The sequence below is a fragment of the Nonomuraea cavernae genome (assembly GCF_040655715.1).
GTDB classification, from domain to species: Bacteria; Actinomycetota; Actinomycetes; order Streptosporangiales; family Streptosporangiaceae; genus Nonomuraea; species Nonomuraea cavernae_A.
Map to the genome: position 1 here is coordinate 34816 of NZ_JBFAKL010000010.1, position 18386 is coordinate 53201.

15 protein-coding genes are annotated in these 18386 nt (G+C 71.7%); 7 read left to right on the forward strand and 8 right to left on the reverse strand.

The features are described 5' to 3' along the window. Positions 1-95 precede the first annotated feature (95 nt). The gene (locus tag AB0I38_RS16570; protein WP_358467818.1) at positions 96-431 is read left to right on the forward strand and encodes a hypothetical protein; all 336 of its coding nucleotides are present in this window, start codon (positions 96-98) and stop codon (positions 429-431) included. Between the two features lie 208 nt (positions 432-639). Here the strand turns inward: AB0I38_RS16570 and AB0I38_RS16575 are convergent, their stop codons facing one another. The 4 genes from AB0I38_RS16575 to AB0I38_RS16590 all read right to left on the reverse strand — a co-directional run bounded on the left by AB0I38_RS16575 (position 640) and on the right by AB0I38_RS16590 (position 6707). Next, the gene (locus tag AB0I38_RS16575; RefSeq protein ID WP_358467821.1) at positions 640-2292 is read right to left on the reverse strand and encodes a DNA repair helicase XPB; all 1653 of its coding nucleotides are present in this window, start codon (positions 2290-2292) and stop codon (positions 640-642) included. Positions 2293-2355: 63 nt separating this feature from the next. Continuing rightward, positions 2356-2727 carry a hypothetical protein gene (locus AB0I38_RS16580; RefSeq protein WP_358467824.1) on the reverse strand — a complete coding sequence of 124 codons (372 nt, stop codon included), beginning with the start codon at positions 2725-2727 and terminating at the stop codon, positions 2356-2358. A gap of 77 nt (positions 2728-2804) precedes the next feature. Next, entirely contained in the window at positions 2805-4292 is a 1488-nt protein-coding gene (locus tag AB0I38_RS16585) for a class I adenylate-forming enzyme family protein (RefSeq protein WP_358467826.1), read from the reverse strand. A gap of 81 nt (positions 4293-4373) precedes the next feature. Next, the gene (locus AB0I38_RS16590) at positions 4374-6707 is read right to left on the reverse strand and encodes a helicase-associated domain-containing protein (RefSeq protein ID WP_358467829.1); all 2334 of its coding nucleotides are present in this window, start codon (positions 6705-6707) and stop codon (positions 4374-4376) included. A 44-nt stretch (positions 6708-6751) separates the two neighbouring features. On the opposite strand from AB0I38_RS16590, the gene AB0I38_RS16595 reads away from it, so the two are divergent. Beyond that, positions 6752-7447 (forward strand): hypothetical protein, encoded by a 696-nt coding sequence (locus AB0I38_RS16595; RefSeq protein ID WP_358467832.1) that lies wholly within the window; start codon positions 6752-6754, stop codon positions 7445-7447. On the opposite strand, the gene AB0I38_RS16600 is transcribed toward AB0I38_RS16595, so the two are convergent. Further along, positions 7440-8051, reverse strand: a complete 612-nt coding sequence (locus tag AB0I38_RS16600; RefSeq protein WP_358467835.1) for a TetR/AcrR family transcriptional regulator — start codon at positions 8049-8051, stop codon at positions 7440-7442. The two genes, AB0I38_RS16595 and AB0I38_RS16600, sit on opposite strands and share 8 nt — an antisense overlap. Before the next feature lie 269 nt (positions 8052-8320). On the opposite strand from AB0I38_RS16600, the gene AB0I38_RS16605 reads away from it, so the two are divergent. Then, the gene (locus tag AB0I38_RS16605; RefSeq protein WP_358468520.1) at positions 8321-8938 is read left to right on the forward strand and encodes an HAD family hydrolase; all 618 of its coding nucleotides are present in this window, start codon (positions 8321-8323) and stop codon (positions 8936-8938) included. Positions 8939-9029: 91 nt separating this feature from the next. Next, positions 9030-9425: a cold-shock protein gene (locus AB0I38_RS16610; RefSeq protein ID WP_358467838.1), complete on the forward strand. Its 396-nt coding sequence runs from the start codon at positions 9030-9032 to the stop codon at positions 9423-9425. Here AB0I38_RS16610 and AB0I38_RS16615 read toward each other — a convergent pair. Further along, positions 9422-10939, reverse strand: coding sequence for an MFS transporter (locus AB0I38_RS16615; protein WP_358467841.1), 1518 nt, complete (start codon positions 10937-10939; stop codon positions 9422-9424). The two genes, AB0I38_RS16610 and AB0I38_RS16615, sit on opposite strands and share 4 nt — an antisense overlap. Positions 10940-11065: 126 nt before the next feature. Between AB0I38_RS16615 and AB0I38_RS16620 the strand changes: the two genes are divergently transcribed. Together AB0I38_RS16620 and AB0I38_RS16625 are read left to right on the forward strand one after the other, a co-directional pair. Further along, positions 11066-11866: a DUF3027 domain-containing protein gene (locus AB0I38_RS16620; RefSeq protein WP_358467843.1), complete on the forward strand. Its 801-nt coding sequence runs from the start codon at positions 11066-11068 to the stop codon at positions 11864-11866. A 76-nt stretch (positions 11867-11942) separates the two neighbouring features. Beyond that, a complete protein-coding gene (locus AB0I38_RS16625; RefSeq protein ID WP_358467846.1) occupies positions 11943-14999 on the forward strand; it encodes a sacsin N-terminal ATP-binding-like domain-containing protein in 3057 nt (1018 codons plus the stop codon). 48 nt (positions 15000-15047) lie between these two features. Here the strand turns inward: AB0I38_RS16625 and AB0I38_RS16630 are convergent, their stop codons facing one another. Both AB0I38_RS16630 and AB0I38_RS16635 read right to left on the reverse strand, forming a co-directional pair. After that, the gene (locus tag AB0I38_RS16630) at positions 15048-16526 is read right to left on the reverse strand and encodes an alpha/beta hydrolase (protein ID WP_358467849.1); all 1479 of its coding nucleotides are present in this window, start codon (positions 16524-16526) and stop codon (positions 15048-15050) included. Positions 16527-16617: 91 nt separating this feature from the next. Beyond that, entirely contained in the window at positions 16618-16833 is a 216-nt protein-coding gene (locus AB0I38_RS16635; protein ID WP_358467852.1) for a DUF2530 domain-containing protein, read from the reverse strand. A gap of 142 nt (positions 16834-16975) precedes the next feature. Here AB0I38_RS16635 and AB0I38_RS16640 point away from each other — a divergent pair, with 142 nt between their 5' ends. Then, complete coding sequence (locus AB0I38_RS16640) at positions 16976-18358, forward strand: NCS2 family permease (RefSeq protein ID WP_358467855.1); 1383 nt, start codon at positions 16976-16978, stop codon at positions 18356-18358. Positions 18359-18386 lie beyond the last annotated feature (28 nt).

Below are 18386 nucleotides of genomic sequence, written 5' to 3' on the forward strand. Positions count from 1 at the left end.
TGAGAGTGGACGGTGGTGGTCAAGGTGGCGAGCGGGTCATTTTAGTCGTCGGCCCGGCGGGCTTCCACAGCATTTAGCCGGGGTACAGGCAGGGCGTGGGACGTGTCCAGCTGGGTTTCTCGCCGATCATTCCCGCCATCGCGAGTCTCCTGCTCGCGTCACTCTGGGGGCTGTCGGTGTTCGCGGGTTGGGGGCTGGAGGCGTTCTGCGCGGGAGGCGAGTCGGCGGCGAGTTGCGCGCGGCGGCTCGGCTCGGTCTCGGCGGTGTCGGGGCTGTTCGCCGTGCTGGCCGCCTGTTGTACGGCCGGCGCCTGGCTGGTCCCGCAGGCCAGGCAGGATTCACGCGTGTTCACCTGGTTCATGGGTGCCGGCGTGGCCGCCTGGATCGCGGCCGGAGGAGTGCTCTTCGTCGGCGGTCTGCTCGCGGTCTGAGCCAGCCTGAGGGCTGCCTGATAAAACCGAAACATTCGGGCATATCAGGTGGATTTGTCGGATCATGGGGGTATGTCGCTGGGCGGTTGATTGCGGCGGCAACAGTACGCAGGTGAGGGGGGTGGTTCGATTGTCGACGGCCCGCGGAGTCTCGTGGACGTGACACGAATGCCGGTGCCTGGCCGCTCCGAGGATGAGCGGCCGGGCCTCACACCCCGCCGAGCACGTCGTCGGCGTCGATGATCTGATAGGCGTAACCCTGCTCCGCCAGAAACCTCTGCCGGTGCGCCGCGAACTCCTGGTCGACCGTGTCCCTGCTGACCACCGTGTAGAAGCGCGCCCCGCCGCCGTCGGCCTTGGGCCGCAGCACCCGCCCGAGCCGCTGCGCCTCCTCCTGGCGTGACCCGAACGTTCCCGACACCTGGATGGCCACGGCGGCCTCCGGCAGGTCGATGGAGAAGTTGGCCACCTTGGAGACGACCAGCACCTGGATCTCCTTGTCGCGGAAGGCCTGGTAGAGGCGTTCCCGCTCCTTGACCCTGGTCTCGCCCTTGATGACCGGCGCGTTGAGGTGCTCGCCCAGCTCGTCGAGCTGGTCGATGTACTGGCCGATGACCAGCACCTGCTCGCCCAGGTGACGGCGCACCAGCGCCTCGGTGACCCAGGTCTTGGACGGCGTGGTGGCGCAGAACCGGTAGCGCTCCTCGGACTCGGCCATCGCGTAGGCCAGCCGTTCCTCGTCGCTGAGGGTGACGCGGACCTCCACGCAGTCGGCGGGCGCGATCCAGCCCTGGTGCTCCATCTCCTTCCAGGGCGCGTCGTAGCGCTTGGGACCGATCAGCGAGAACACGTCGCCCTCGCGGCCGTCCTCGCGCACCAGCGTCGCGGTCAGGCCCACCCGGCGGCGGGCCTGCAGGTCGGCGGTCATCCGGAAGATCGGCGCGGGCAGCAGGTGCACCTCGTCGTAGACGATCAGGCCCCAGTCACGCGCGTCGAACAGCTCCAGGTGGCTGTAGACGCCCTTACGCCTGGTCGTCATCACCTGGTAGGTGGCGATGGTGACCGGGCGGATCTCCTTCTTCGTGCCCGAGTATTCGCCGATCTCGTCCTCGGTGAGCGAGGTGCGCTTGATCAGCTCCTGCTTCCACTGGTGGGCGCTCACCGTGTTGGTCACCAGGATCAGCGTGGTGGCCCTGGCATGGGCCATGGCCGCCGCTCCGACGATCGTCTTGCCGGCGCCGCAGGGGAGCACGACCACGCCGGAGCCGCCGTGCCAGAACGCGTCGGCCGCCTCCTGCTGGTAGGGCCTCAGGTTCCAGCCGTTCTGGGCCAGCTCGATCGGGTGGTGCTCGCCGTCGACGTAGCCGGCCAGGTCCTCGGCCGGCCAGCCCAGCTTGAGCAGCGCCTGCTTGACGTTGCCCCGGTCGCTCGGGTGCACGACGACCGAGTCGGCGGTCAGGCGCTCGCCCAGCATCGGCTGGATCTTCTTGGACCGCAGCACCTCTTCGAGCACGGCCCGGTCGGTGGAGGTCAGGACCAGCCCGTCGACGGGGTCCTTCTCCAGCTTGAGCCGGCCGTACCTGGCCATGGTCTCGGCCACGTCCACGAGCAGCGCGTGGGGCACCGGGTAGCGGCTGAAGCTGATCAGCGCGTCGACGACCTGCTCGGCGTCGTGGCCGGCGGCTCGCGCGTTCCACAGCGCGAGCGGAGTGACACGGTAGGTGTGGACATGCTCGGGCGCGCGCTCCAACTCGGCGAACGGGGCGATCGCCTTGCGGCACTCGTCGGCCTTCTCGTGGTCGACTTCGAGGAGCAGCGTCTTGTCCGACTGGACGATGAGCGGGCCGTCGTTCACGGACATCCCTTCATACGGTTGACGCCTATCCAACACATCCGAGGGCAAGAACAGTCCCCGAACAGGCAATCAGCTGGGCTCTTCGTCGAAATAGCCGTTGAAACCGAGGAAGAGGAACGTGGCGATCGTCAGCACGAAACCCGTGGCGAACAGGACCCAGCTCCACACGAGCATCCCACGGGCGGCCTCGGGCTCGGTGGTGGCGCGGCCCAATGACATCCCCGCGAGCACGGCGCCGGGAATGGCGAGGATGTTGCAGCAGGAGACGATGGCGAGCAGGTTGAGCACGAGCGCGACGATCGACTGGGCCTTCGGCCCCTCGGAGTGGGGTGGCGGCGGCTGCCCATAGCCGTAGTCCTGACCGTAGTAGGGAGGTGGCTGCTGTCCGTACGGCGCCCCGTAGGGCTGGTACGGATACTCACCGGGCGGATCCTGGCTCACGTGTTCACCTCCTGACGGTCAACATTTATCACGGAATAGGCACACGTTCGGTGCAGATCGCTTCTTGGCCGGAGCGATCAGCCCAGCCGGGACCGCAGGGCCTTGCGGTCGAGCTTCAGCACGCTGGTGACGGGGATCGAGTCGACGAACGTGAGCTCGCGGGGATACTTCACCCGGCCCACCCGGTCGCGGGCCCACCCGATCAGCTCCTCGGCCGCGACCGTGGCCTCCGTCCTGAGCTGGACGAACGCCACGACCTCCTCGCCGACGCGCGGGTCGGGACGGCCGACGACGCCCGACATCACCACGTCGGGGTGGCTGTTGAGCGCGTCCTCGACGTCACGCGGGAACACGTTGAACCCACCCCGGATGATCAGGTCCTTCTTTCTGTCGACGACGTAGAGGTAGCCGTCGTCGTCCAGGCAGCCGATGTCGCCGGTGCGCAGCTCGCCGCCGGTCATCGTGGTGCCCTCGGGGTCGGGGGCGTGCTCGCCCCAGTAGCCGAGCATCAGCGAGTCGCCCGCGACGCAGATCTCGCCCGGGTCGCCGGGCTCGGCCTCGTCGCCGGAGGAGTCACGGATCGTCACCTTGTAGCCGGCCAGCGGCAGCCCGACGCTGCCCACCCGGCGCCGGCCCGGTGGGTTGAAGGTGGTGACGGCGCTGGTCTCGGTCATGCCGTAGCCCTCGAGGATCTGCACGCCGGGCATCCGGCGCTCGAACTCCTCCAGCGCCTCGCGGCCGAGCGGCGCCGCCCCGCAGGTCAGGAAGGCCAGGTCGGGCAGCGGATGCCGCTCCAGGGGCTCGGCCAGCAGCATCTGCAGCATGGCGGGCACCACCGTGCCGTAGCGCACGCGCTGCTCGGCGGCCAGCGTGAGGAACACCTGGGGATCGAACCAGCGCATCAGCACGGCCTGCTGCGGCACGGTGGCGTGCATCGCGGCGATCGTGACGATCAGCCCGTACGCGTGCGAGAGCGGCACCGGCACGATCGCGCGGTCCATGCCCTCCTGGTGGGACATCGCGTAGGAGTCCTTGGCCACCTGCCACAACCCGCGATGGCTGAGCATGACGCCCTTGGCCTTGCCGGTGGTGCCTCCGGTGTACATCAGCGCGGCCAGGTCGGCAGGGTCGCGCGGCACGGGCCCGTGCTCGGCGGCCCGCTCCAGCTCGCCCGTGTCGACGAAGACCGGGATGCCGGGCCCGCCGGTCAGGGCGGCCTCGACCGTGGGCACCAGCTCCGGCGAGGTCACGATCGCGGCGGCGCCGCTGTCGGCCAGGATGTGGCGCAGCTCCTCGGCCCCCACGAGGAACACCACCGGCGTGACCACCGCGCCCGCGGCCCAGAGCGCCTGGTAGATCAACGGCACCTCGGGCGAGTTGGCCATCATGACCACGACCCGGTCGCCCGGCCGGACGCCCGCCTCCACCAACCCACCGCACACCCGGCGGGCCCGCTCGGCCAAGGCGTGGCTGCGATGCCAGACCCCGTCGTAGAACACCGAGTCGAAGTCGTCGACCCTGCTCCAGGACTCCTCGGCCAACCGGCCCAGCGTCAGCTCGCTCACGACGTCTCCTCCGCCGGCCCGACCCGGGCGGCCTCTTCGCGCCCGTACCCGATCCAAACCTCGCCTGATCAACGCGGGACGTCAAGACAGGCCGGCGACCCCGGTGATGCGATGCAGGGCGAAGCGGTGCACGGCGGCCCTCGTCTCGTCGTAGGCCGTCAGGTAGCCGCCCTCCATCCTGGCGGGCTCCAGGATGCGGGAGGTGGCGTTGCCCTGGGAGTCGAGGTAGCCGATCCACACGCGCACGCCCTGCCTGATCGCGTCCTGCAGGGCCGAGATCGTGGCCGTCGCCGGGCCGCGCGGGACGCTGCCGGCGGGGGCCTCGACCGGCTCGCGCCGGGCGAGGTGGGCGGCGTCACCGGCGCGCAGCGCCCGTACGGCCGCGGTCGCCACCTCGGGGTCGAGGCCGTTGGGGGAGGAGACCACACGGGCGGCCGGCAGCGCGTCGACGCGCCTGCTGTCGAGCTGGGAGATGATCACGTCGCCGTCGATCGACTCGGCCACGGGCGCGTAGCCCATCGCGCGCAGCGAGTCGACCAGCGTGGCCCTGGGGGTGCGGGAGGCGATGACGGTCGGGGCCAGCCGGCGCAGCCGCAGCGCGGCCGAGCGGCGGTCGGCGGTGATCTGGTCGAGCAGGGCCGGGTCGTCGCAGCGTACGTAGGCGCTGGCGGTGCCGACCCGGATCCGGCCGTGCCGCCGGGCCACGTCGGAGACCAGGTAGGACAGCGCCTGCGGCACCGGAGTCGCGGAGTGGCGCTCCAGCATGGCGAGCAGCTCGTCGCCGCCCTGCCCCGCGTCGAGGGCGCGGCGGATGGAGCCGTCGCTGAACCGGTAGACGGTCGCGGTGCCCTTGGACTCGACGTCGGCGGCCAGCGTCATCCAGCGGTTGAGCCCGCTGGTCAGCGGGCCCGGCGCGACGGCGGTGAGGTCGGCCTGGAGCAGCACGTGGTCGACGGGCTCGGGCAGCAGCGGCGCGAGCGCGGAGGCGGCGTCGTCGCCGGCGAGCAGCGCCCGCGCGTGGCCGGACAGCACGCCGAGCCCGGTGAAGCCGATCTGCTCGGCCTCGCGCAGCGCGAACTCGGTCAGCTGCTCGCGCAGCGGGCCCCGGCGGCGTGGCTGCTCCCAGGCCAGCCGGTCGAGCACGGAGTCGCGGGTCGGCGCGAGGCCGGGGGCCGAGGCGAGCACGCCCAGCGTCGCCGCGCGCACCGCGGGCATCGAGGACCTGCGCAGATCGGTGTGCAGGGCGTTGAACGGGCGGTCGCGCTCGTCACGCTCGCCGACCAGCCCGGGGACGCGGTCCATGTGCAGCCAGGCGCGCGCCAGCGCCACCCACCGGTCGGCCGTCGACCTGACCCGCCACAGGTCGTAGCCGTTGGTCGGCAGCCATTCGCCGTCGACGCCGCCGCCCGCGGCGACCAGCCCGGCCGCGTGGGCCACCTCCACGACCAGCGCCGTCGCCCAGTCGGGCAGGTCGAGCTCGGTCGCGGTGCGCTTCATGTCGCGCACGCCCAGCCCGCCGGTGCGCAGCACGCCCGGCGGCTCGACGCTCCACCGCTCGCACAGCTCCTCGACCGCCCGGACGAACGCGAACGCCTGCCCGGCCGCCGTCGGGTCGGCCAGCTTGGGATCGCGCGCGGCGCCCTCCAGCGCGGGAGGCACGGGCAGCAGGTCACGGTGCACGCGGCCCTGACGCAGGTGCAGGCCGACCTCGCGGGGCAGCGCCACACTTTCCTCGCCCGTGGCCGCCAGCAGCCCTCGGGCCAGCAACTGCTCGATCGGCGAACGCGCGGAGCCGAGGCGCACCTCGCGCCGGGCATTGGGCACCCGGCCCGTCGGCGGACCCCAGGTGAGCTGGTCGAGCGCCGCCCTGGCCTCGTCGGACACCTCGGCGATCAGCCGGCCCGGCTCGGCCAGGGCGGCGGCCAGGCGTTCCTTGCCGGTGCCCGGGGTGCCGGGCGTGATCTCGTCGGCCATCTCGGCGAGTTGCTCGGGCGGGTGGTGCCGGAACACCTCGGCGGCGGGCGGCCCGAGCCCGGCCGGGTCGTCGAGCGCCTTGCGGACACCGGGAGCCAGGTCGAGTCCGTCGTCGGGGCCGTACACGAGCGCCAGGTCACGTAGCCGGTCGAGGGCGACCGACAGAGCGGGCTCCGGCTCTCCGCCGGCGAGCGCGCGGCCGAGCAGGCCGGCCAGCTCGGACCTCGTCATGGGCCCGGCCGGCACGGCCAGCGTCTCGACGACGGCCAGCGTGAAGCGGTCGAGCCGGTCGAGCACCCTGGCGATCGCCGAAGGACTGCCCGCACGTGAGGCGAGGCCCTCAAGATGGGCGGGCACCGGAGTGATCAGCTCAGGACGCGCGGAGACGAGCGCCCGCAGCTGCTCGTCGGTGCGCCCCCTGATCCACTCCGTGAACTCCATCGTTGCCATGGTATGTCCCTCCCGATTGAGGCAGCCTGGCTCAGGTGATTGAGCGAGCGGACCAGCTCGTCCTGAACTACGTCAGCGCGGCCGCTGACGCGGCTCACGGTGTGTTACGGCCCGACCAGCGGATCGACTTCGTCAGGCGGCTCAGGGCCAGGATCGAGGACGAGCGTCACGGCAGCGCCAACACCCGCCAGGTGGCCAGGGTGCTCGCCAGGTTCGGTGACCCGGTCGTGCTCGTCCAGCGTGAGGTGCACCGGCTCGCCGAGAGCGCGCAGGCTCCCGAGGGGGCGATGACCGCCGCCGAGCGCGCCGCCGGGCCGGGAGGCGTGGCGGCCGGTCCGATGGTGACCGAGGGCCGCGACGCCCGCACCATCGTCATGGAGCATCCGCGCGAGACCCTGGCCATGGCGGTCCTCGCGGTGGCCGCCTTGCTGGTGCCGTTCGACCTGCCGGCCGTGGCGATCTTCCGGATGCCGGTGCTGGTCTGGGCGCTCGGCGCGGTGCTCGTCCTGTTCAGCGGGAGCTGGGCGGTGCGTGACCGGCTGATCGGGATCGGCGCGCCGCTGCTCGGCTACCTGGTGGGCGGCGTGCTCGTCGGCGGGCTGCGGGTCGAGGGCGAGCCGGGGCTGCGGGCGTTCGTGGTCCAGTTCTACGACGTCAGCGGCGTGATGTTCATGATCGGCGCCGGGCTCGGCGTGGTCTGGCTGGCCTACCGCCTGCTCGGCGTCAGCTGACCGGGGCCGGGCTGGGCAGCAGGCCGACCGCCAGGCGCACCCACGCGTCGACGAACCGGTCCTTCTCGGTGCGGCCGGGAGACTCACCGACGGTCTCCTGGAAGAGCCGGTAGTGCACGACGGATCCGCCCAGCACCGTGGAGATGCCGTTCCAGTCGACCTCGGCGTCGCGATATTCGGGCTGGGCGCGGAACCAGCTGGTGATGGCGTCGAACATGGGCTGCAGCAGCCCTTCGCGCACGATCGCGACCAGCTCGGGGAACTGGCTCAGGTCGCGGAAGAACACCCTGGTCAGCTCCGACTCCTCGCGCACCTTGGCCAGCCCGGCGCGGCACACGCGTGACAGCCGCGCCTCCAGGTCCGTGGAGGTCTCCATGTAGCCCAGCTCGGCCAGGCTCTCGGCCACCTGGACGCGGGTGCGCGCGGCGTGCTCGTTGATCACCGCGGCGAGCACCTCGTACTTCGACTTGAAGTGCCGGTAGAGCCCGCCCGCGCCGGGGGAGAGCCCGGCAGCGGCCTCGATCTCGGCCACGGAGGTCGCGGAGTAGCCTCGCTCGGCGAACAGCCGCAGCGCCTCCTCGATGATGCGCTCACGGGTGGTCATGGTCGTGCCGGTCCTGGTCGGCACGTTGCGAGCCCTCTCGGACCGAGCTCCTGCGCCTGACGATCTGGTCATGTCTTGCGTGACACCTCCGTTAGGAGCGTAGTCGTCACGGCACGGTGCGCCGGTTCGGCCCTGCCGCGACCGTGCTCCGACGGGGCGACGAGACCAGCGCGGCTCCCGATAAGTAATTCCTTTCTGCCCATTCCAAACGGTCCCACAACAAGCGCCGCTACGTAGCACTCCCGGATGTTTGGCATCCTCGACCTGTGATGACTTCGGTGGGTTTCGATCTGGACATGACATTGGCGGACACTCGATCGGGTATCGCCGCGGTCTACGACGAGGTTTCTGTCCGGCTGGGCGTGCCCATCGACAGCAAGGCGATCATCGCCCGGCTCGGGCCGCCCCTGGAACGCGAGCTGGCCAACTGGCTGCCGGCCGAGGCGATCCCGGCCGCGGCCACGCTGTTCAGGGAGATCTATCCGGAGGTGGCCGTGCCGGCGCACACCGCCATGGCGGGGGCGCGCGAAGCCATCGAGCTCGTACGCGCAAGGGGTGGCAAGGTCATCGTCGTGACCGGCAAGAACGTACGAGACGCGACGAGCACGGTCATGACGCTCGATTTCGAGGTCGACGAGGTCGTCGGTTCGGTCTTCGGAGCCGCGAAAGGTTCGGCACTCGCGCGCTTCGGCGCGGCGGCCTATGTTGGTGACCATGTCGCGGACATCGAGGCGGCGCGGGCAGGAGGCGCGGCCAGCGTCACGGTCGCGACCGGCCCCTACACGGTGGAGGAACTACGTGCTCACGGAACAGATGTGGCACTGACCGACCTGACCGAATTCGCCGGCTGGTTCGCGGGCTGGCGTTCTCCGCACGAAGTCGGGTAATTGTCCGTCAATTACCCGGTCGCCCTGGGGCGCTGTGGGGCATAACCTACATCCATTCATCCTTTTCGACTGTTCGAACGAGGTCCCTCCTGTGCCGAGTGGCAAGGTCAAGTGGTACGACGCCGACAAGGGGTTCGGCTTCCTCACCCGTGACGACGGCGGTGAGGTTTTCGTGCATTCCTCAGCGCTGCCTGCCGATGCCGGGCCACTCAAGCCTGGCCAGAAGGTCGAGTTCGGTGTGGCGGAGGGCCGGCGCGGTCAGCAGGCCCTCTCGGTCAGGATCCTCGAGCAGCCGCCGACGCTGGCCAAGGCGAAGCCCAAGGGCAAGCGCAAGAAGCCGGACGAGATGGTCGTCATCGTCGAGGACCTGATCAAACTCCTCGACGGGGTCTCGACGTCCTATCAGCGGGGCAAGCAGCCGGACGCCGTACACGCCAAGAAGATCGCTCAGGTGCTGCGGGCCGTCGCCGACGACCTCGACGCCTAGGCGTTGGGGTTGGTCAGCGGTTTGGTGGGGTCCATGGCGTCACCGCGGGTGTCCGGCGGGCCGGCGGGCCTGCCGGTCAGGTCGGCGTGGTGGCGCCGGTTGGCCGCGCGGATGCGCTGACGCCGGCGGACGATCAGCCAGGCGAGCGCCGCGGTCAGCGCCACGGCCAGCGTGATCAGCCCGGCCACGCTGTTCTGGGCGAGCGACAGCACCAGCCCGACCAGCCCGCCGAACACCCAGGCCAGCTGCAGCAGCGCCTCGACCACGCCGAAGGTGGACGAGCGCACCTCCTCGCCGATCTCGCGCTGGACGATCGCGTCGAGGGCCAGCTTGCCCAGCTCCTGGGCGAACGCGGTGACGACCGAGAGCACCACGGCCGTCCACAGGCCGAAGAAGACGGCGGCCGCGATAGTCGTGAGGCCGGTGAAGGTCAGCGTGAGAAGCACGATCAGCTGCGGCGAGTGGTTGCGCGTCCAGTTGGCGACCACCGCGCCGACCAGGCCGCCCAGCCCGGCCGCCGCCGCGAGCAGCGCGATCGTCTTCGGCACATCGAAGAACGGGTCGGGCGGGGACAGCCACGGCACACCTTTGTCCTGCACCAGGAACAACAGAAAGAACAGCAGAAAACCGGAGAACAGCCGGATGGCCACGTTGGCCCAGACCGCCTCGGCGACCGTGGGGCCCACGTTGAGCAGGGTGCGCCAGCGCGGCGGCCGGCCCTCCTCGGCCTCCTCCTCCAGGTCGGGGGAGTCGACGTGCCGCGGCAGGCGTACGGCGAAGACGCCGACCAGGAGGAACACGACCATCGCGATGCGCAGCAGCGCGGCGCTGCCCAGCCACGCGGCCAGGCCCGCGCCCACGGGCACCAGCACCCCGGCCGAGACCAGCGAGAACAGCGCGACGCGTGCGTTGGCGGAGACCAGCGTGATGTCGGCGGGCAGCACGCTCGGCATGATCGCCGCGCGCGACACGTTGTACGCCTTGGACAGCACCAGCACGCCCAGCGCCCCGGCGAACAGCGTCACCAGGTCGCCCGGCCCCACGGCGGCGGCCATCGCGAAGCAGAGCAGGCCGCGTCCGAACAGCGTGCCGGCCATCACGTAGCGGCGGCCCGACCGGAACCGGTCGAGGATCGGCCCCACGAACGGCGCCAGCAGCGCGAACGGCAGCATCGTGATGACCAGGTAGAGCGCGACGGGGCCGCGAGCCTCGCCCACGGGCACCCCGAAGAAGACGGTGCTCGCGAGCGCGACCGTGACCAGCGCGTCGCCCGCGCTGTGGCCGGCGGTGAGCTCGATCAGCCGGCCGAGCCCGGTGCGGCCGGCGCCGTTGGCGTGGGTCAGCCGGCGGGCGGCCCTGCCGACATTACGGGCGCCCCTGGCGGTGGCCTGACCGGCGCGCACGCCCCCGCCGGCGGTGGCCCGGCCGGCGCGGACGGTCGCGCGACCGGCATCGGCGACGCCTCGGCCGAGGCGTCGCGAGATGTCGCGCGTCCTGTCCCACCCACCCTCCACGCATACAAGTCTTACCCGATTCGTGATCGGACTCGGCGCCGGATGGGCACTGTGGGTGTCGGCGGGTCCGGGCATGGGTGAGAATGAAAGTGTGAGCGAACAGCACCTTTCGGCGGAGGCGGCCCGATGAGCCGGACCAGGACACGTGTCTCCGTCCCCGACCAGGCCTGTGTCGCCGCGGTCGACCTGGCGCGTGCCGCGGCCGAGGAGCTGGCGCGGCCGGGCGAGCCGGGCGAGCATCTCGGCTACGAGGCCGAGGGCGACCGCATCGTCACCCACTACTTCGCCTGCCTCGACCGCGCCTACCGGGGCTGGCGCTGGGCGGTGACCGTGACCCGAGCCTCGCGCGCGAAGAAGGTCACGGTCAGCGAGGGCGTGTTGCTGCCCGGCTCCGGGGCGCTCCTGGCGCCCGAGTGGCTGCCGTGGAGCGAGCGGCTGCGTCCCGGCGACCTCGGCGTGGGCGACCTGCTGCCGACCTCCGAGGACGACGACCGTCTCGTGCCCGGCTTCACCGAGACCGACGACGACGTAGAGCATCAGATGGTTTTCGAGTACGGCCTGGGCCGGGCACGTGTGCTCTCGGCCATCGGCAGGGAGCGGGCTGCCAGGCGCTGGCACTCCGGCGAGCACGGGCCGCACACTCCGATCGCACACGCCGCTCCCGCGCAGTGCTCCACCTGCGGCTTCTACTGGCTGCTGGCCGGCGAGTTGCGGTTGTCGTTCGGGGTCTGCACCAATGAGTACGCCCCCGACGACGGCAAGGTGGTGGCCGCCGACCACGGCTGTGGCGCCCACTCCGAGGCCGCGGTCATGCCGCCGGCCGTGGAGCAGGCCACGCCGATCCTCGACGACCTGGGCTTCGACCTCATGGAGGAGGAGGCCGGCTCGGTCGACGAGACGGCCACCGAGGAGCTCGGCCACTCCTGATCCCGTTACGGCAGGGAATGTCGGTGCGGGCCGCTAGCCTACGGTGGCCCCCTACCCTTTATCAGGATCGTGATCGATGACCGACACCTTTGGCACCGACCGGATGCGGGCCGCCGTGCTCGCCGCCTGGACGGCCTCGCCCGCCCGTTTCCGCGAGGACGCCAACGCCGAGGAGGACTTCGCGCTCGGCGGCTACCGCGACCGGCTGATCGTGGAGCTCGCGCAGAACGCCGCCGACGCGGCGCTGCAGGCGGGCAGCCCCGGGGTGCTCCGGCTGACGTTGCGTGACGGCCTGCTGACGGCCGCCAACACCGGCGCGCCGCTCGACGCGACCGGGGTGGAGGGCCTGTCGACGCTCCGCGTCTCCGGCAAGCGTGACGACGCGGGGACCGCCGGCCGGTTCGGTGTCGGCTTCGCCGCGGTCGTGTCGGTCTGTGATGAGCCGTCCATCTGCTCGCGTGACTCGGGGGCGGTCCGCTGGTCCCGCGACGAGACGGCCGCGCTGGTGTCCTCGGTGCCGTCGCTGGCCGCCGAGCTGACCTCCCGCTCGGGCCACGTGCCCCTGCTCCGCCTCCCCTTCGCGGCCGACCCGCTGGAGGTGCCCGAGGGTTTCGACACGCTCGTCCGCCTCCCGCTGCGTGACGAGGCGGCGGTCGCGGCGGTCCGGCGGCTGCTGGAGGAGGCGAGCCCGGCCCTGCTGCTGGGTCTGCCGGCGCTGACGACCATCGAGATCGACCTCGACGGCTCGATCCGCACGGTGGTCGCCGACGGCTGGCACGTGGTGTCGGAGTCGGGCGCCTTCACGTCCGACCAGGTGGCCGCCCTGTTCGCCGACCGGCCCACCGAGGAGCGGGCCCGCCCGTTCTGGTCGCTGCGCTGGGCGGTGCCGCTCGCCGGCGCCTCGGGGGAGCCGGCGGAGCTCCGGCCGCTGCCCGCGACCGTGCCGCCCGTGGTGCACGCGCCGACGCCCAGCGACGAGCCGCTCGATCTGCCGGCGCTGCTCATCGCGTCGTTCCCGCTGGCCACCGACCGGCGTCACGTGGCCAAGGGGCCGCTGACCGACTTCCTGGTCGAGCGGGCCGCCGACGCCTACGTCAGGCTGCTCCAGGAGCTGCCGCGCACGCCCAGGCTGCTCGACCTGGTGCCCTCCCTCATGGGCAAGGGCGAGCTCGACGCCCGCATCCGCCGGGCCATCCTGCGGCGGCTGCCCGAGGTTCCGCTGCTGCCCGCCCTGTCGGCCCCCGCGCCGGCCGTGCAGACGCCGTCGTTCGCCGACGCCGAGGTCTACGAGCCCGACGCCGAGTGGCGGGTCGAGCACCCGGCCAGGGAGCCGCACGAGGACGGCTGGGTCGTGGCCGGCCGGGAGGCCGCGGTGGTCGCCGGGCCGGGCGAGCTGTTGGCCGTCATCGCCGCGTTCGTCCCGGGGCTGCTGCCCGCGGGCTGGCCCGCCCGGCACCCCGCGATGGGGTCGCTCGGCGTGCGCCGGGTCGAGCTGGCCGAGGTGGTCGACCTGCTGTCCGGTGAGGCGGTCGAGGGCAGGGAGCCGGGCTGGTGGCGCTCCCTCTACGACGTGCTGCCGGCCGACGACCCCGAGTCCCTCGGCGCCCTGCCGGTGCCGCTGGCCGACGGCCGTGTGGTGCGCGGCCCGCGCGGCACGCTGATCCTCGACCTCGGCGGCACGGGCTCATCGGGGGCCGGGCTCGACCTGACGCCGCTGGGGCTGCGCATCGTGCATCCCGAGGCGGCCCATCCGGTGCTGCTCAGGCTCGGGGCCGCCGAGGCCACGCCGCGCACCGTCCTCGAAGACCCGATCACCAAGGCGGCCGTGTCGCAGTCGCTCGACAGCTCCGACCCCGAGCCCGTGGCGCGGGCCGTGCTCTCGCTGGTCGAGGCCGCGGGGCTCGCGCCCGGCCAGGCGCCCTGGCTGGGGGAGCTGGCGCTGCGCGGGGCCGACGGCGAGCTCTATCCAGCGGGTGAGCTCATGCTGGCCGAGGGCGCGCTGGCCGGGCTGCTGGAGCCTGACACGCACCTCGGCGTGGCCGCGCCCGAGCTGGTGGAGGCCTACGGATCCAGGGTGCTGGCCGCCGCCGGTGTGCTCGACGGGTTCGCCGTGGTGCACGACTCCGACGTGCTGCTCGACCACGACGACTGCGACCATGACCTCGACGGCGAGGACGAGTGGCTCGACCACGTGCTCGACCTGCTGCCCGAGCTGGACGTGCCGCCGGTGGTGCCGGAGTTCGCGGCGGTGCGCGACCTGGAGCTGGTCGCCGACTGGCAGGCCGCGCTGACGCTGCTGACCAGGCCGCCGCTGCGGGCCGCGCTCCATCCGCTGCGGGTCGAGGGCGTCGAGGTGCCGTCCTACACGGCGTGGTGGCTGGCCGGTCATCCCGTGCTGGGCGGGCGCCGGCCGCGCGAGCTGCGGCTGCCCGGCGCCGACCCGCTGCTGCAGGGTCTCTACGGCGACGCCCCCGCCGGGCTCGACGAGGGCGCGCTGGCGATGCTGGGTGTCCGCACCACGCTCGCCGAGCTGCTCGACTCGCACGGCGGCCCCGAGGAGCTGCTCGACCTGATGGCCGACGAGTCGATCGAGGTGGACCGGGCCCAGCTGCGCGCGCTCTGGATCGCCCTGGCGGCCGTCGATCCCTCGCGGGTGGCGCCGCCGTCGCGGGTGCGGTCGGTGCTGCGGGGCGAGATCGTGGTGGCCGCCGCCGACGACGCCGTGGTGGTCGAGGCCCCCGACCTGCTCCAACTGGTCGCCGACCACGCGCTGGTGCTGGCCCCCTACGACCTGGCCGAGTCGCTGTCGGAGCTGCTCGACCTGCCGCTGGCCGGCGAGCTCGCCCCCGGCGAGGTCACCTCCGAGGGCGAGGTCCGGCAGGTGCCGCCCGAGGTGCGCTCCCTGCTCCCGACGGCTCCCGAGACCTATGTCGAGCACCACAAGCTGCTGGTCGACGGCGTCGCCTGCACGTGGCGGTTCTTCGACGGGTCGGTGCACTGCACCGACGTCGAGGGACTGGCCCGCGGTCTGGCATGGGCCACCGGCCAGTGGAACGACCGGCTGGCGGTCGCCGCGCTGCTGCGCGACCCCACCGCCGTGCCGCTCCTGCTGGCCGAGGCCGACCTGTCCTGACCGGCCCACCGCCGAGCCACCTGCGCGGCGGGCTGGCCGGCCCACCGCTCAGCCCGCCGGGCAGGTGGCTCCCTGGTCGGGCACCTTCCCGGTGAGCAGGTAGGCGTCGACCAGGCGGGTGACGCAGGTGCTGCCGCTCAGATAGGCGCCATGGCCCTCGCCCTCGTAGGTGACCAGGACGCCCGTCTTGAGCTGCGCGTTGAGTGTGGTGGCCCAGCGGTAGGGGGTGGCCGGGTCGCCCTTGCCGCCGATCACCACGATCGGCGCGGAGCCGGTGGCGTCGATCTTCTTGGCCTCGTCGTCCCCGGGCGCCGGCCAGTCCTCGCAGGGCGCGGCGGTCCCTTCGACGGCCAGGATCGGGAAGATCTTCTCGATCTGGTCGTTGATCCTGGCCGTCTCGGCGGCGGTCGGGCGCTCGGTGGTGTCCGCGCAGTTGATCGCCTGCAGGCTGCTCATCGCGGTCGAGTACGTGCCGTCGGGCCTGCGGCCGGTGTAGGAGTCGGCCAGCGCCAGCAGTGTGGCGCCGTCGCCCTTGAGGGCCGCCGCGGCGGCCTGCTCCAGCATCGGCCAGGTGGCCTTGGCGTACAACGGGGTGATGACGGCGAGCTGGGCCAGGCCGTAGGTGAGGCTGCGGTCGCCGACCTGGAGCGGCTTCGTCTTCAGTCCGTCGAGCAGCCCCTCCACGGTTCGCTCGACGGCCGCCGGGCTCGTGCCGAGGTCGCAGCCCTGGGCCACGCAGTCCTTGGCGAACGCCTCGAAGGCCTGGTCGAACCCGCCGGCCTGGATCACGGCCCGTTCTTCGAGGGTCACCGCCGGGTCGTAGGCACTGTCGAGGACGAAGCGGCCGACGTTCTTCGGGAACTTCGTGGCGTAGACGGCGCCGAGGTGCGTGCCGTACGAGAGGCCGAAGTAGTTGAGCTTCTCCTCGCCGAGGGCGGTGCGGATCAGGTCGAGGTCGCGGGCGGCGTTGACGGTGCCGACGTGTGGCAGCACCTTGCCCGAGTCCTTCTGGCAGGCGGCGGGGAGCTCCTTGGCCAGCCTGTCGCCCTCGGCGGCGCTGGGCGCGGCGAGCAGCTTGGCCATCTGGCCGCCGCAGGCGACCCCGGCGCTGCGGTCGACGCCGCGCGGGTCGAAGCTGACCAGGTCGTAGCGGGTGCCGAGGCTGCCGAAGGCCTGGGCGGCCTGGGCCAGGATGTCGACGCCGGAGCCGCCGGGGCCGCCGAAGTTGAACACGAGGGAGCCGGACCGGTCGCCACTGGCCTTGACGCGGATCAGCGCCAGGTCGATCTGGTCGCCGCCGGGCTTGGCGTGGTCGAGCGGCACCTTGATCGCACCGCATTGAACGGACTCGTCGGGCCGGGCCGGCTTGCCGTCGGGGCCGGTCAGGCCGGTGCACGTGCTCCAGGCGACCGTGCCGGTGTCCTGGACGGCGTCCTTCGCGGCGTCCTTCGCGGCGGGCGGCTCGGTGAGGCCGCAGCCGGCGAGCGCCGTCAAACACACGAGAGATGTGACTAATGTCTTCTTCATGCCACAAGCATGGTCTGGTGGTTTCCGCCCAGGTAGTGGCCTGTAACAGCTCTTGACGGTGACTTCGGGGATCGGCCGGAGATGACGTATGTCAGCCGCGAGAGGCCCGCCTGCGGACGTACAGGAGGCCGAGCAGGCCGAGGCCGACTCCCGCGACGCAGGTCCAGATCCACCATGAGTCCTGCGCGGCCGGGCGGAGGACCAGCAGCACCGCCAGCGCGACCACCCACAGCCCGATGCCCACGATGACGGCCTTGCTGTCGTTGGTCTCGATGGGCTCGGGATCGGGATGCCACTCGCGCTTCACGGATCCAGCCTAGCTTCCAATCCGGTCTCGATCCGATCACCAGCTCTTTGCCCAGGTGGGCCACTCCTGTCACTCTTCGCGCGTGAGTGACATTAAGTCTAAAATCGATCAATTCTTCGCAATCTCCGCACGGGGTTCGACGATGTCCCGTGAGGTACGTGGCGGACTGGCCACGTTCTTCACCATGGCGTACATCGTCGTGCTGAACCCGATCATCATCGCCAAGGGCGTGGACATCGAGGGCCAGGTCATCGGCGACGGCACGCAGCCCAACTTCCCTCTGGTGGCGGCGGGCACGGCGTTCGTGGCGGGCATCCTGACCATCCTCATGGGCGTGGTGGGCCGGGTGCCGTTCGCTCTGGCGGCCGGGCTGGGGCTGAACGCCTTCGTCACCTTCAACGTCGCCACCGTGATGAGCTGGGAGGAGGCCATGGGACTGGTCTTCCTCGAAGGCATCATCATCGGCCTCCTGGTGCTGACCGGCTTCCGGGTGGCCGTGTTCAACGCCATCCCGACCCAGTTGAAGACCGCCATCAGCGTCGGCATCGGCCTGTTCATCGCGCTGATCGGCTTCGTGGACGCCGGGTTCGTCCGCCGGGTGCCGGCCGGGCCGCCGCTCGAAATGGGCATCGGGGGCAACCTGACCTCCTGGCCGATCTTCGTCTTCGTCGTCGGGCTGCTCGTCACCGCGGCGCTGGTGGCCCGCAAGGTCAAGGGCGCGATCCTGCTCGGCATCGTCGGCACGACCGTGCTGGCCGTGATCGTGGAACTGATCGCCAAGCCGGGCCAGGCCACCGCCGAGAACCCGGGCGGCTGGCAGCTGAGCGTGCCCACGATGCCGGAGCAGATCCTCGGGTTCCACAACCCGCTCACCCTCTTCACGGAGTTCGACCCGTTCGGCGCGTTCAGCCGGGTGACGGTGCTGCTGGCCGTGCTGCTCGTGTTCACGCTGCTCATCACCGACTTCTTCGACACCATGGGCACCATGGTCGGCGTCGGCAAGCAGGCCGGCCTGGTCGGTGAGGACGGGATGCTGCCGCGCACCAAGCAGATCCTGCTCGTCGACTCGATCGGCGCCGCGGCGGGCGGCGCGGGCTCGGTGTCGTCGAACACGACCTACATCGAGTCGGCCGCCGGCGTGGGCGAGGGCGCGCGGACCGGCCTGGCCAGCGTGGTCACCGGGCTGCTCTTCCTGGTGGCGATCTTCTTCGCGCCGCTGGTGGCGATCGTGCCGTACGAGGCCGCCGCGCCCGCGCTGGTCGTGGTCGGCTTCCTGATGATGACCGCGATCCGCGACATCGACTTCACCGACTACGAGCTGGCCATCCCGGCCTTCTTCACGATCGTCGTCATGCCGTTCACCTACTCGATCTCCAACGGTGTCGGCGCCGGCTTCGTCAGCTTCGTGCTGATCAAGCTCGTGCGGGGCAAGGTGCGGGAGATCCACCCGTTGATGTGGGTGGTCTTCATCCTCTTCGTGCTGTACTTCGCGCTCGGCCCGATCAAGGCGCTGCTCGGACTCTGACCTGCCTGTGGCCGCCCCTCTCGGCAGG